This window comes from Sphingobacterium endophyticum, assembly GCF_009733535.1.
GTDB classification, from domain to species: Bacteria; Bacteroidota; Bacteroidia; order Sphingobacteriales; family Sphingobacteriaceae; genus Sphingobacterium; species Sphingobacterium endophyticum.
On record NZ_SMMI01000004.1, the window covers coordinates 1 to 14631 of the forward strand.

Annotated in this window: 14 protein-coding genes and 1 tRNA gene; 4 read left to right on the plus strand and 11 right to left on the minus strand. The window is 34.1% G+C overall.

Annotated elements, in window-relative coordinates:
• Window positions 1-154: 154 nt before the first annotated feature.
• Window positions 155-919, minus strand: a complete 765-nt coding sequence (locus E0Y80_RS05815; RefSeq protein ID WP_156306619.1) for a C40 family peptidase — start codon at window positions 917-919, stop codon at window positions 155-157.
• Window positions 920-999: 80 nt separating this feature from the next.
• Between E0Y80_RS05815 and E0Y80_RS05820 the strand changes: the two genes are divergently transcribed.
• A complete protein-coding gene (locus tag E0Y80_RS05820) occupies window positions 1000-1467 on the plus strand; it encodes a universal stress protein (RefSeq protein WP_156306621.1) in 468 nt (155 codons plus the stop codon).
• Here the strand turns inward: E0Y80_RS05820 and E0Y80_RS05825 are convergent.
• The 5 genes from E0Y80_RS05825 to E0Y80_RS05845 form a co-directional block, all read right to left on the minus strand.
• On the minus strand, window positions 1464-2639 hold the full coding sequence (locus E0Y80_RS05825) for an RsmB/NOP family class I SAM-dependent RNA methyltransferase (protein WP_156306623.1): 1176 nt from the start codon (window positions 2637-2639) through the stop codon (window positions 1464-1466). The two genes, E0Y80_RS05820 and E0Y80_RS05825, sit on opposite strands and share 4 nt — an antisense overlap.
• A gap of 6 nt (window positions 2640-2645) precedes the next feature.
• A complete protein-coding gene (locus E0Y80_RS05830; RefSeq protein ID WP_197091496.1) occupies window positions 2646-3941 on the minus strand; it encodes an ABC transporter substrate-binding protein in 1296 nt (431 codons plus the stop codon).
• A complete protein-coding gene (gene guaA / locus E0Y80_RS05835) occupies window positions 3898-5448 on the minus strand; it encodes a glutamine-hydrolyzing GMP synthase (RefSeq protein ID WP_156306626.1) in 1551 nt (516 codons plus the stop codon). Before guaA ends, E0Y80_RS05830 begins: the two co-directional genes overlap by 44 nt.
• A 120-nt stretch (window positions 5449-5568) precedes the next feature.
• Complete coding sequence (locus tag E0Y80_RS05840; RefSeq protein WP_156306628.1) at window positions 5569-6246, minus strand: GIN domain-containing protein; 678 nt, start codon at window positions 6244-6246, stop codon at window positions 5569-5571.
• A 17-nt stretch (window positions 6247-6263) separates the two neighbouring features.
• On the minus strand, window positions 6264-6764 hold the full coding sequence (locus E0Y80_RS05845) for a hypothetical protein (RefSeq protein ID WP_231595964.1): 501 nt from the start codon (window positions 6762-6764) through the stop codon (window positions 6264-6266).
• Between the two features lie 191 nt (window positions 6765-6955).
• On the opposite strand from E0Y80_RS05845, the gene E0Y80_RS05850 reads away from it, so the two are divergent.
• Window positions 6956-7480, plus strand: coding sequence for a DUF5362 family protein (locus E0Y80_RS05850; RefSeq protein WP_156306630.1), 525 nt, complete (start codon window positions 6956-6958; stop codon window positions 7478-7480).
• 128 nt (window positions 7481-7608) lie between these two features.
• Here the strand turns inward: E0Y80_RS05850 and E0Y80_RS05855 are convergent.
• Window positions 7609-7690 (minus strand) — tRNA-Leu (locus tag E0Y80_RS05855).
• Window positions 7691-8002: 312 nt separating this feature from the next.
• Between E0Y80_RS05855 and E0Y80_RS05860 the strand changes: the two genes are divergently transcribed.
• Window positions 8003-8539 carry a hypothetical protein gene (locus tag E0Y80_RS05860; protein WP_156306632.1) on the plus strand — a complete coding sequence of 179 codons (537 nt, stop codon included), beginning with the start codon at window positions 8003-8005 and terminating at the stop codon, window positions 8537-8539.
• An 87-nt stretch (window positions 8540-8626) separates the two neighbouring features.
• On the opposite strand, the gene E0Y80_RS05865 is transcribed toward E0Y80_RS05860, so the two are convergent.
• The 4 genes from E0Y80_RS05865 to E0Y80_RS05880 all read right to left on the minus strand — a co-directional run bounded on the left by E0Y80_RS05865 (window position 8627) and on the right by E0Y80_RS05880 (window position 13692).
• Window positions 8627-11671, minus strand: a complete 3045-nt coding sequence (locus tag E0Y80_RS05865) for an SbcC/MukB-like Walker B domain-containing protein (protein WP_156306640.1) — start codon at window positions 11669-11671, stop codon at window positions 8627-8629.
• A 2-nt stretch (window positions 11672-11673) separates the two neighbouring features.
• Complete coding sequence (locus tag E0Y80_RS05870; RefSeq protein ID WP_156306643.1) at window positions 11674-12900, minus strand: metallophosphoesterase family protein; 1227 nt, start codon at window positions 12898-12900, stop codon at window positions 11674-11676.
• A 103-nt stretch (window positions 12901-13003) separates the two neighbouring features.
• Window positions 13004-13279 carry an Rdx family protein gene (locus tag E0Y80_RS05875; RefSeq protein ID WP_156306645.1) on the minus strand — a complete coding sequence of 92 codons (276 nt, stop codon included), beginning with the start codon at window positions 13277-13279 and terminating at the stop codon, window positions 13004-13006.
• Between the two features lie 14 nt (window positions 13280-13293).
• Entirely contained in the window at window positions 13294-13692 is a 399-nt protein-coding gene (locus tag E0Y80_RS05880; protein WP_156306647.1) for a c-type cytochrome, read from the minus strand.
• Window positions 13693-13901: 209 nt separating this feature from the next.
• Here E0Y80_RS05880 and E0Y80_RS05885 point away from each other — a divergent pair, with 209 nt between their 5' ends.
• Complete coding sequence (locus E0Y80_RS05885; protein WP_156306649.1) at window positions 13902-14621, plus strand: carboxylesterase family protein; 720 nt, start codon at window positions 13902-13904, stop codon at window positions 14619-14621.
• Window positions 14622-14631: the final 10 nt, after the last annotated feature.

Sequence of the window (14631 nt, forward strand, 5' to 3'; positions counted from 1 at the left end):
AAATACAAAATTTAAACGATAAAAACAAGTTAATTATTTGATTATCAAATAATTATAAAATTATTTTTGCACATATAAAAAACAAAAAAGTCGGAAGAAAATCTTCCGACCATGACTAGCTTTACTAGCCGCTTTTTTTTGTATCTAGTCTTTCCTATATTAATCTCTTAACTATTCTCAACTTATGTGTGGTCTGCTCTAGGTCATGATTAAAAATCCCTTCATTATCAATTGAATCAATTCTTACTTTTTCAACAACATGAAGGACTTCCTCATCGGAAATCACAATTCCAATATGATTTACAGTACCTTCATCATCTATAAAAAAAGCTAAATCTCCGCCTTTTATTTCAGACACAAAATCTATTGTAGTACCTAACTGTAGTATTGAAGGAATATCTTTTGGAATCTCAATTCCAAAATGACGATAAAATAACCCACATAATCCAATATTGTCTACCCCATGAATGGTCCTTCCTTTATAAGAAAATGGAGTATTTAAATAAGAAGCTACAAAATTTTCCAAGTGCTCCCGATCCCGCTCTTCTTCATATCCATCTAATGTCGACCTCAGATCAGATAATATTTTATAATTGTCATTTGAAGTAACAATGCTTTTATTTTCTGGTATTGGGCTTCCATGAAAAATTTGTAATGTTTTGTTTTCTCCAGCTACCGCATAACCTCCAACCTCATCAATAATATAATCTATAGGTATAATTTCTTCAACTAAATCAAATTGTCCTTCCATTATCCAACCTTGTATTTCTGAATCCAATATTTGAATCATTGTCCAAGATTTTTTTCTTTCAATTATTGTAAATGCTTCCCCAAAAAGGAGCTCATAAACTCTATTTGACGAAAATTCCGGTGACTCCAAAACCGAAATAGAACTTAAAACACATATTCCTAATGCCATATATTTATGTTGTTTGTTAAAACAATTAAGCTAATTTAAACGTTTTTTATATATTAGATATACATTATAATCTAAATATCATGACAACCAAAAAGTTCAATCGTATATTGTTAGCAATCGATGAAACCCCTTGCTCACGTAGAGCAATCGAGTATGCAAAAGATATTGTTCAAGATATACATCCAGCATTGGCATTAGTTACTGTCGTCCCACCAACATCACCTACTTCTTATGGTGTAGATCCATTACTAGGTCAGCAACCTATCATAGTGCCTGAAGTATCAGAAATTCAACAACAAGCTTCACAAGATTTCTTGAATAAACTCGCTACTGAATTTACCGGATCTTCTGAAACATTTACATTTAACCGTGTTGGTGATATTAGAGACGAAATTCTACAGGTCGCAAAAGAATGGACTGCAGATCTAATTATTATGGGAAATAATGGCAGGACCGGATTTGATCATTTTCTATCAGGATCTGTTTCCGAAGCACTAATTCGGAAAGCAAGTTGCCCTGTACTTGTAATTCCTTTAAATTGTGATTAAATCTTAATAAATTCGGCAACAAACATTGAGTCAGCTTTTTTATCATAGCCTATTATAGAATGCTGACTCACTAATTCAAGCCCTAATTCATTTGAGATGTAACTTGCTATTTCTTCATTTTCAGCTGCAAATACTGAACAAGTAATATAAACTAATGTTTTTCCAGGTTTTAAATACGGAATTACATTTTTTGCAATATTCTTTTGCAAAGAACTGTACTTCAATATTTCCTCGCTTTTAAACTTTGATATCATTTCAGGGGTTCTACCCCATGTACCTGACCCTGAACATGGCGCATCCAATAAAATTCCATCGAATTTCTCTTCAGCCATAATATGTTGTACAGAATTACTTAAGTCTAAAATTTTCTTACGATAATAAGTCTTAACACCAGCCTTCTCAAATCGTTCATCCAAATTTCTTAAAATACTCAAACGAACGTCTGAAACCAATAACTTAATATTAGGCTCCTTATCTAATAATAGTAGAGATTTACCCCCGGAAGCCGCACAACAATCCCACCAAGAACTTCTAGGCTTTATTTCGATTCCAGATAAGCATTGTTGAGATGACCAATCTTGAACCTCGTAATCTCCGTCTATAGATTTAATCTGTTGAAGCTTGGTCCCGTTTGGCAATGACAAAGCCTGAGAACTAAGCTCCTCAAATGGAACTTCATTCTTTAACAATATTTTTTTTACCTTATCTTCCATCCCTTTTTTAATTCGGATATATAGATTGGGTTGAATAAAATGTGAAATAATGAAATGATTTTTATCAATTGAAGCAGATAAATCGATTGGAAAAGGAAAAACCTCTTCCAAGAAGTCTCCATACTCCTGCCTTACATTTTCAATTTTTTCATTTATTGGAGAATGGTTAGTATTAACCCATTCATTTTTGAATATCGAAACAACACCGGAATTTTCTTCACATAGATATTCAGCAATCGTCAATCTCTCAACAACAGTTAAGTTTATAAAAGCCTTACCTAACCTAAAATAATTATAGCAGAATCTGGAATTCATCCTTCTATCGGATGAACCCATCTGCTTATTATTCTTATAAAATTGAGTTAAAAACCTAGAAAAAGGTTCTTTAAATTGATATTCTTGAAGAGTTCGCTCAAAATTACGAACTTGTTGCTGTGTTCTTTTACTATTTATTTCCAAGGTAGTTTATTGAAATGAACCATTTCGGTAAGTCCTAATTTTCACCGCTTGATTCACATAGCCCCAAGTTGGGTTATAGTTGAATTGATAATCACTGAATATACCAGCGTATTTTTCTTCTACAACTTTTTCTGCATATGCTGGCCCATATTTATTTAATAAGGTTGCAAAATATTTGCCAGCATCAAATCCTTTATATGCATAATCAGAAGGATCAACTTTGAACATACTCTTATAATTCTTTTGGAAATTTTGAACCTCCGTACTCCAAACTTTTAAATGACTTTCTGAAGTAATTGTTGGATCCATCCTATAAAAATTATCATAAGGTTTGAAATCAATACGTGACCAAAGTGGATGTCCATAAAGTCTAATTAATGATCCACTACCAACTTTTGAATCTAATGAGTTAATTAATGATCTTAATTGAGTCTTTTCAGTAGTTCCACTGATTACTAGTGCTGTGCCCATTTCGGGAATAGTCTGTCCTAATTGAGATACCGATGTTACATGAACAATCTTTGCCATAGGATTTATTTTCTTCACTTCCTCATCGAATCCAGCAATGAAATTACGATGATCATTATCTCTTGCGTCAAAAACAATAATAACGTCACCATCCCTATAATTTTTCATCATTTCCCCAACAATAGCCCGCATATGAATGCGAATAGGAGGAGTTAAGGAAACTAAATTTGCAATATTAAATTCCGTAGGCATAGTAGCTGCCAATGGATTTACCTGTAGGACTTTGTTGTTTTTATTACCTTTCGCAAAGGAACGTATTTCTTTTGGATAGACAGGACCAACAATTAAGCTAGCATTTTCAACCTCTTTAGATGCAGCTATTGTAAGATTCTTCATCTCATTATCCTGCGTATCCATAACCTTTAAATTGAAATCACCAGGCTTCTTAGATGCTTCATTTACACCTAATTGAAACCCTTGGTAAAAATCCAAAGCTAATGCAGAACGCTTAACATCTGCTTCAACCACATTTTGGTTAGCAATCATGTTCAACTGAAATGGTAAAAGCAGAGCAATGTTCTTCGATTGATCTGCTGCATTTACCGCATCTTCTTTTTTTGAGTCTTCTTTTTTCTCTTCTGATTTTGTATTACCAGTATTATTTCCAGTATTACCATACACATTTGGGTTTTTTAAAACACCACCTGTGGTTTTTGGCGAACAAGAACTAACAGCTAGTACCGCACCTAAGCAAAAGGCAGCAAAAGTACCTCTATAAATGTTTTTCAAATTATTCCCACTCAATTGTTGCTGGTGGTTTTGAGCTGATATCATATACGACTCTATTGATTCCTTTGACATGATTAATAATCTCGTTTGAAATTTTAGCTAACAAATCATATGGCAAATGAATCCAATCTGCTGTCATACCATCTAATGAACCAACTGCTCTTAATGCTACAACGTGTTCATAGGTGCGTTCATCACCCATTACTCCAACCGATTGAACTGGCAAGAAAATAGTTCCTGCTTGCCATACTTTATCATACCAACCTGATTCTTTCAGGTTACGAATGTAAATGTCATCAGCTTCTTGCAAAATCCGTACCTTTTCTTCTGTAATGTCTCCTAAAATTCGAATTGCCAATCCTGGACCTGGAAATGGATGCCTACCTAAAATCAAAGGATCAACCTCTAACGACTTTCCTACACGACGAACTTCATCCTTAAATAAGGTTTTTAATGGCTCGATTACCTTTAATTTCATGTAATCTGGTAAGCCACCAACGTTGTGATGTGACTTAATTGTCGCCGATGGTCCCTTTACTGATATTGATTCAATGATATCTGGATAAATCGTACCTTGACCTAACCATTTTGCCTCAACACCAGCTGGTAATTCCTTTTGGATCTCTTTTGCAGCCTCATCAAAAACATCAATGAAGGATGCTCCTATTATCTTTCTCTTTTGCTCAGGTTCTGAAACACCAGCTAACCTAGAATAAAATAATTCCTTCGCATTAACTCCTTTGATGTTCAAACCCATATGCTTATAGGATGCTAGAACTTGTTCGTATTCATCTTTGCGCAATAGTCCGTGATCAACAAAGAAACAATGTAATTTATCTCCAATTGCATGGTGCAATAACACCGCTGCAACAGTTGAATCAACACCTCCCGACAACGCCATAATTACATGATCATTCCCAAGCTGCGTCTTAAGTTCTGCAATCGTTGTATCTACAAATGCATCAGCTGTCCAGTCTTGTGAACAACCACATATATTGATAACAAAGTTCTTTAATAAAACCTGACCATCTGTACTATGCGTTACCTCAGGATGAAATTGAATACCGTAAGTATTCGTCCCTTCAATCTGATAAGCAGCAACTTTTACTTTATCAGTACTTGCAATAATGTTAAAGTTTGAGGGTACTTCTTTTATAGTGTCTCCATGAGACATCCAAACTTGAGATTGGGTAGGTATGCCTTTTAATAAATCATTCTCTTGATTTACAAACTGTAAGTTCGCACGTCCATATTCTCGAATTTCTGAAGGTAAAACCTCGCCTCCTGAATGTTGAGCTATATATTGTGCACCATAACATACACCAAGTAATGGGAATTTCTCCTGAATTGTTCTAAAGTCAATCTGAGGTGCATCTTCTTGACGAACCGAATATGGACTCCCTGAAAAAATCACACCTTTTACAGTTCCATCAAATTCTGGAAGATTGTTGAATGGGTGTATTTCACAGTAAACATTTAGCTCCCTAACACGACGCGCAATTAACTGAGTATATTGCGATCCAAAATCGAGAATGATAATTTTTTCTGACATGGCGCAAAGTTACAAATCAATAGCTAATTTATCAGAGGAAATGTTAACTTATTGAAGCAAAAAAGAAAGCGAACACCAAAAAGTGTTCGCTTTCTTTTAATCTTATAGTTTTTATCAAACTTATTTATGAAATGTAATCTTTCCTCCAGCTACTTTTTTATCTCTTTTGTTCGATGGATTACCATAAACATCAACAGTACCCCCTGCCCTAGTTTCAACATCAGCAGACTCAGAAGCATAAACCTCCGTCTTCCCACCTGCATTTACCCTCACATGTACAATATCTGCCTTTAAATCCTTACCATAAAAATTTCCTCCAGCAGTAGTCCTAACATTTAGTTTTGTCGTGCTGCCTAACAAATCAATCGCTGAACCTGTATTCGAGGTAGCATCCACTCCTACAGCTTTTATAAGGGCTCTAATTTTAGCACCCTCACTAGCAGTAAAACTCATTGCTTCCGATTCCATTGCTGACTCTTCAATATTGACCTCTGCACCTTTCCTAGCATTAATATTGGAAATAGATGGTGTATAAATCACAACATTCGCTTTATTCCCTTGCATATTATATCCTGCCTTCATCTTCAGCCTTAGCTCTCCATTCGAATATACAGCCTCGACCTTATCTGCTAACTCTCCATTGATTTCCATCTCTTGTCTTTCACTGGGAACAATGCTAACCCATAATCGATCAGTTACCTCTAAAATTGAAAATTCATTCACCGACTGCTTAATTTGCGCCTCGACCGAATGAACTAACATCACTACGGCAATTAATAAAATGTATCTTATCTTCATAATGCTAATATAAATATTTACCTACCTAATAACGCTAATTCATCGGCAGTATACATATTTGCACCCTTTAAATATTTGTAAATTTTATCTTTTGTGAATTTATCATTCATTTTATATAGATTATTCATCACAAAATCCTTATCCTTCTCTATTTCGTTATGGTATCCTAAATATTTGGGAATGTGATACTGTATACTTAATCTAATAAAACGCAATTCAACATTGTTAGGATTGGATTTTAATTCTTTTTCAAGTTTATTTTTTCCCTCCTTGAAATAACTCATTTTCTTAAATGGGTTGGAGGTATGTTTGGCCATAAACATATGATATGCTGCAGCATAACCTCTCTCAACTGGAGAATCTGCCTTTTCCTCTAAAGTTTCTAAATGTTTTTTACATAATTCCTCATCTTTAACTCCCTTATTGAAGTCATTGCGAACTGTATTTAAATCCAAATCTTGAGCATTTATCTCATTGGAAATCAACAGCACAAAGGCTAAAATCATCACTCTTATCATAATTAAAAATGGTTTATTAACCTTTAAATTACAAAAAACAAGCCAACTCAAATAAACTTTAACACATTTCAAGCAAAAATTTATTATTATCGCTTTGCTCTTATATCCGTAGACAATAATAAATTAACCATTATCTTTAAAAATGATTAAATTGCTTGTATTATTATATTACTAACCTTATTTATAATCCTATGGAAAACAATGAAAATTTTGAAGGAAAAAATCTTGATTCAAACAATGAATCAAATCCCGGATTAAATCCATCCCATTTTGATAGAGAACTCAAAGTCACCCCAATTAGTACTGAATACCTACGAGAAGTTGCAAAGTGGACTAAATTCTTATCCATTCTAGGGATGATTGGAATGGCATTTTATGTATTAATGGGGATTATTATGTCTTTAGTTTATTTTGGATCAAGTTTTGGTACAAGTCAAAATAATGTTGGAGCTGTAGCAATGATACCTCTATTATTTATGATGATCATCATTTGCGCAATATATATTGCTCCAATATGGTGGCTCTATAAATTTAGCACAAACCTCCAACAGGCAATTATCTTGAAAAACACCGAACAATTAACTACAGCATTTAGTTTCTTAAAAAAACATTATAAATTCATTGGAATAATGACTTTAATAGTTATTGGACTTTATATTTTGGGATTTATTGGCATAATAGGATCTGGAGTCCTAACAACTTTAATGGCAAGATAAAATTGAAAAATTATAAATCTTTCTATAATCAAAAAATATCTACTCCCCTATAGCCCACCAAAGGTCTAACTACTAATTACTCACTACTTAATACTAAAAAAGCTCGACTTTCGTCGAGCTTTTTTCTGTACCCAGGGCCGGGATCGAACCGGCACGAATTGCTTCATTGGTGTTTGAGACCAACGCGTCTACCAATTCCGCCACCTGGGCTTATTCCCTTTGGAACGTTGCAAATATAGGGACTCTCTCTTATTTTCCAAAAATAAAATTAACCATTCTCTTAAACTAATTGATTTTAAGCCCATTTATTTTCAATTCCACAATTTAAAATACAAATTAGTTGCATTAACAATTTTTAACATCCATATAAATAAACCTTTCAAACTCTTTTCTATCTCAATAATAAGTAAAACATAAAGGGAAATATTAACAATGCGATCCTTAACATACTTTAACAATGTTCGATTAAACGATTCCCTTTCTTTTTACTCAAACTGATAGACAATAAAATTTAAAAACACTATGAAAAAGATATTAACATTTGCTGCATTATTCGCTGGACTTAGTTTCGCAGCTTCTGCACAACAACAAGACAGTGTAAAAAAAGATAGATCTGAAGTTCGTCAGGAAATGAAACATAGAAAGCATGTTCGTGGCGGAGATCGTATGGGTAGAATGGAAAATAAAACCCCTGAAGATATTGCTAAAATGAAAACTGATCGTTTGGATAAAGAACTTCAATTATCTCAAGATCAAAAGAAAAATATTTATGCCTATCATTTAGACCAGGCAAAAAAATGGAAGGAAAAACAAGAAGATAGAAAAGCTGACCGTGAAGCTCGTAAAAACGAAATGAAGGCAGAACGTGAAGAATTCTTGAAAATGTTGACTCCTGAACAACAAGAAGTATTAAAAAATAAAATGGCTGAAAACCGTAAGGAAAGATTTGATCGTGGAGATAGAAATAATAAAAGACAAATGAAACGTAGAGATCTCGATCGAAAACCTGTGGAAAAACCAGCTGAAAAAACTATGAATGTTGAAAGTTCTAATGGATAGGTTTAATTAAAGTTTTTATTAGTTAGTGGTTATATGTTTAATTGATGAAGGTCCCGTGTGAACGGGGCCTTTCATCAATAATAATAATTACTGCCCCCAGGAGGTTTCAATTTTACTCCCTCTGTCTGAATCCTTAACAACTGTTACAGATCTCGGAATCCGCTCCTTAAGCTCTTCAACATGTGAAATAATACCTACTACTCTATTCTCGTGATGCAAATACTGTAATGTATCAAAAACCGTATTAATGCTATCTGAATCCTGCGTTCCGAAACCCTCATCTATAAAGAAGAAGTTCCTATCTGCTTTATTCAATGATTGTATATTTTCCGCTAAGGCTAATGCTAAACATAAGGATGCTTGAAATCCCTGTCCGCCCGACAAAGTTTTTACAGACCTTTTATATCCATTATTTAAATAATCGATAACCTCAAATTCATTATTGTCATTTATAGTCAAACTTAGTTGGTTCCTGGTTAAACGATGAAATCGCTCATTGGCCATCTCACACATTTGCCTTAAGTGAATGCTTGAAACGTAATTCACAAAACCATTCCCCTTAAAAAGATTTTCTAAAACTTTTAAATTTGATGCCCTCAAATTTAATTGGTCAAATTCTTCTAGCAACTTCTCCTTCTTCCCTATTTCCAACGTCAATTGTGCTAATTCCTTTTCCAACCCTCCTGTCAATGATAATTGCAATTCCAGCTCTTCCTTTTTAAATTCAAAAAGCTTGACACTAGTTTCTAAATCCTCCTCTGAAAACTGTTTATCTTTTAAAAAGTCACGCAATGAATTAATTTGAGTTTCCAAAACTTCCAATCGAACATAATATTGTTGAATATCTCTCCTAAGTTGTTCTACCGGCATTGGCCTTTGAATAATTTGCTGAACTTGGGTAATATCTGCAAAATTAAACTCCCTCAATAATTTAGCAAGTTGCTCTTGCCTTACTTTAATCTGTTGGTTATAGGAACTTAACTGATCCTTTGCTGAACTATATTGTCCAGCTATTTCAGCCAACTTCGTTTTAAGTGTATTAAGCTTTTGCGTTAAAGTAAGATATTGACTTTCAATATGAATAATCTTTTGGTCAAGGTTTAACCTTGAACGACGTACTTCCTCTAATTCTAAATCTTCAAATTCCGGATACTTAAGATGTTGCAATGAATTTTTGCTATGCGTACTTACACCCTGCACAACAGCAATTTCTGCCTTAATATTATCCAATTCCTTTTCAAACTTTTGGACATTTTCCCTGTTTTTGTGTAGATCTATTCTTAATTGCTTGATCTCATTTTCCAAAACTTGGGTAACTTGCTCTGATTGTTTTATTCTTTCCTTTTGTGTTGCAAATGCCCCATCATCTTCACTGGAATATCCTACCCAATTAAATTGAGAAATATGAATTTCCAATTGCCTCCTGTGATTTTCTGCTTCTATATTTTTTTGCTCTAACCTTAACCGTTTTGACCCCAAACCAAAACTTGATTTTGCAAATTCCTCTTTTAGGCTTTGATAGGATTGTCTCTGTTCCTCCAATTCCTGTTTATTCAAGCGTATTTTATTTAACTCTTCTTGAACATGTGTAGCAACCATAGGCTCTGGATGATCCAGAGCTCCACATAATGGACAGGGCATCCCTGGCAAAAGATCTGTTGCAAATTGACTCAATTTTGCCTGAACTTGTAATTGTGTTTCTTGGTCTCTTAGCTTATTAAAATTATTCTCAATCAATTTAAGTTCATTCCCAGTCATTTGACCCCAATTATCCTCTGTATAGCCATGCTTATGATATTGAGACTGTTCTTCAGTGATCTCTTGAGTTAGTTGTTGGATTTCTTCTTGTACTTGACCGACTTTTTGTAGCAAACTGTCTTTCAAGTGATACCACTTCTCCATCTCAATAAGCTGAGAAGTATCAATCTTTTCAGATTTCAATTCTGCTAATCTTTCTTCGGCTTCTTCAAGTTTTTGATTAAGAACAACCTCAGACTCCTTGGTCCGCTCTACAAAGGGAGTCCCTTTAATTAAGCGAGTCTCTAATTCCTTCTCCTTCTTATTATTTTCTTTAATCTGAATAATTAATTTATAATCCTCGGCTTGGCCCCTTAACACATTTAGATTCAAATAATCATACTGAACTTCAGCTATCTCCCTCTCTACAACATCAATTTCCTGCAATTGCCTTTCCTTTATGGATTGAAAATTCTCAATTCGATGAATTAATGACTCTCTTTCATTATTTAAAGATTGTAAAAAAGCTAAAGGCTCTTTAAATGCATGAGAAGTCCGTTCATATCGGTTCAAATCCTGCTCCTGTTGCTGAATACGGGCCTTCTTAGAATTCAGTTCAGTAAATTGGGCTTCTTTTTGATCTAATTCAATTCTCTTATCTTTAAATTCCTGTAAAGATTGAACCTTTTGCTGTAAGACTTGAAAATCCTCTTTCGTCTGTGCTAATGTTACCTTAGCATCTTCAACCTCACGCTGCTTTAATCCCAAAGCCTCAGATGATATACTTTCAAAACCTGATAATGCACCCTTAAGGTTTTCTAATTTCCTATTATTTCCTGCTTGCAAATTCCCAACTTTCGGCCCCAAATCAAATTTATTAAGGTAAAAGATCTCTTTCATCATTTCTGAACGGTCCTTACCTTTTAATTCAAGAAATTCTTTAAACTGACCCTGAGGAATTATGATGGTCCTTCGAAAGTTTGGATAGGAAAGGTTGGTAACCAATGCTCCATCTGCTGACTCCATTGGAACCCAATTCTCATCCTTCCATTCGTAAGCAGTGCGTTCAATTGGAGTGGTATCATCAAAGTTCTTTCGCCTCTTCCATTGCGCAACAAATCGGAATTTTCTGTTTTCAAAATTTAAAAATTCAAAATCAATCATTGTCTGATTAGATTTTAAATTCATCATATTATAAGCTCGTTTATCCGTTTTGTTTAAACGTTCAGTATCTCCATATAAAACGAAGCTTATAGCTTCTAAAATAGATGACTTACCAGAACCAACAGATCCAAAGATTCCAAATAATCCCGCCTGCGTCAGTTCGGTAAAATCAATTGTTTGTTTCTCTTGATAGGAATATAATCCTTCTATGCTTAATAATATTGGCAGCATGCTTAATCCTCTTTTTCTAAAGTATTCGTAGAAACCTCATCAAATAAGGTCAATATTTCATCATTGGGTTCTTGTCCATATTTAAACTTGAAATAATCTTTAAAAAGATCCTTCATATTTTGGTCTAAATTAACTTTGATTTCAGACCTCTCTAAAAGGCGCTTATTGTTAACTACTGGAATAATGTGAATGATTCCATTATGCGCCTCATGAATTCTCTTTAAATCACTGGCTGTTAAAAAATTATCTGATTCTATTGTAAGTTCTACTAAAGCTTCTTGATTATCATGTAACCATCTCACAGCTTCGTCTATATCCTTAAATCTTGTTCTTACTAATGGCCTTCCTTTCAGAAGTTGTACAGTACGATACTGCGCAATTTTATTAGGTTCTAAATCCACAATCACTACCTGCTTTTTCTGTCCACTCTCAGAAAATGAATATGCCAAAGGACTGCCTGAGTAAATAACGGGTGAGGTACTATGCCCAATCTCATGAAATTTATGTAAGTGTCCTAACGCTGTATACTGAACTTGAGATGGAATACCATCAGAATATATTAAGTCAGCAAATCCTAGTCGAATAGGCTTTTCTCCCTCTGGCTCCTCCAAAACTTCACCTCCTCGCTTCAACATATATAAATGAGTACATAATAAATTAACCCCATAGCTGTCACAATATTGAGTTGCTAAATCTTGCCAGCGTTGTTTCAATACTTCTTGCAATTGGGCAGATTTATCCTCAAAACCTAGAAATTGCTTTAACCTAATCTCGTTGGCAAATGATGTACTCAATATTCTAATGGGATAATAGTATTTTGGAATCTTGATCTCCACAAATCCCTCATCAACTCTGATAACATCAAAATGACCCTCTACAGTAATAGGATTAATTTTTAAATGTGGCTGACCAAAGAAGAATATCCCCAATTCCCTTGCTAATGAATCCGGAGAATCTATGCGATCTGGTGAATCATGATTACCTGCTATCGCAATAACCGGCCTCCGTCCATTCTTTGATAATTTCTTTAATGTTCTATAAAGTAACTCAATTGCCTCAACGGGAGGATTAAAAGTATCATATAAATCTCCTGATACTACAACAATATCAACATCCTCCTTATCTGCTATTTGACATATCTCGTCTAAAATTTCCTTCTGTTCATCTATTCGAGAAAAGAAATCAAGCTTTTTACCCAGATGCCAATCTGCTGTATGTAATATGCGCATTTACAATAAATCTGTATGGTGAAGATTAAAAATACAGATTTTTATCTTTGTAAATGGTTAAGAAATGTGAAACACCTTAGGTATAAGAGAAAACATATAACACCTATCGGTCGGAGTGACCTAATGACTTTTCAGGATTTACCTTATTGCGAACCAATTGTTTAAGTTCTTTGATTTCTGGAAATCTACCCTCACGCTTGCGATCAAAAATAATTTCATCATTCACAATAATTGTGTAACGACCACTTATTTCCCCAGGCTCCAAGTTTACAGAAAATAAATCTTCCGAAAATGTGGTTAGCAACTCCTGAGCCATATATGAAGCCCGAAGCATCCAACCACATTTTGGACAATAAATTATACGAACTATTGCTTTCACTAATTTAAATTAAATTAATGCTTTTGAACAGTATATGCATCAGTTTTACCGTTATGACAGGTATTACATGAAATATTGTAAACTATACCATCATACGCATGTTTAAAATGTTTCTTATTAATTTGATTCGTCATTTTAATCATATGTCTGGCAACATCTTTCTTCGGATTTGAATCCGATGCAAAGTCTAATCCTTTCTCGCCGTTGGCTTTCGGAGCATGACAATGATTACATTTTACCCCTAAGGCCATATTAAATGATTTCATCGTACTATCTAACTCTTCATGAGTTATATTTTTTGGAAGTACTTTTAAATTTTGTGGCTTTTTTTCTTCTTGACCCCCTATATGAAAGGCACTTAAACCTAAAACTATAGCGAATAAACTTAATAGCGTGCTGATTTTTCTCTTCATCTCTCTTGATTTTAGTTGGTACTGCCAATTTAGCAAAAATTATTAAATTGTAATAGAAATGTCATGAAAAACTATAAAACGCAAATAACCAACAACTTAAACATCTTTATTTTGTTAAACACTTCTTTGTTTTTATCTTGCAACCCTTGATCTTATAATAGCTTATAGTTTGCTGACAACCTTTCTCAGCAAAATATGTATTTATCACTATGTATAAACATTTTTCATTACTATTTACGCTTCTAATTGGATTCGCAGTACCAAACTTTGCACAGTTAAAATCGGTTAAAGCTAAATCTGGTTATTCCTACTGGGTAAGAACACCTGAGAATATGGATAAAAAAGAAAAACTCCCTATAATTATCTTTCTCCATGGCAGAAGTCTTTCTGGCCATGACTTAAATAGAGTAAAAAGGTATGGGGTACTAAGGGCAATAGAAAAAGGAAAAGATTTAGACGCTATTATCGTTGCCCCTCAAACCGCTAACGGATGGGATCCAGACAAGGTAATCAAGGTGTTAGATGAAGTCCTAAAAAATTATCCCGCAGACAAAAGTAGAGTATATGTCTGTGGAATGAGCATGGGTGGTTATGGCACAATGGATGTTGCCGGTAAATATCCTGAAAGAATTGCCGCGGCAGTCGCAATCTGTGGTGGCGGAACAACTAGTTATGCATGCAATTTAACGCAAGTACCAATCTGGATACAACATGGTAGTGCAGATCGCGCGGTACCTGCTTCTGAATCTAAAAAAATCTATAATGCAATTAAAAAATGTAATAGTAAAGCCGACGCTACCTTAACAATTATTCCTGGTGGAACTCATGGAAGTGTCGAAAGTCTTTTTCATGGTGAAAAAATATATGATTTTATGTTTAAACACTCTAAAGGCTCATACTCAGATAACAATACAATTTCATATAAATAATCAATTTAGG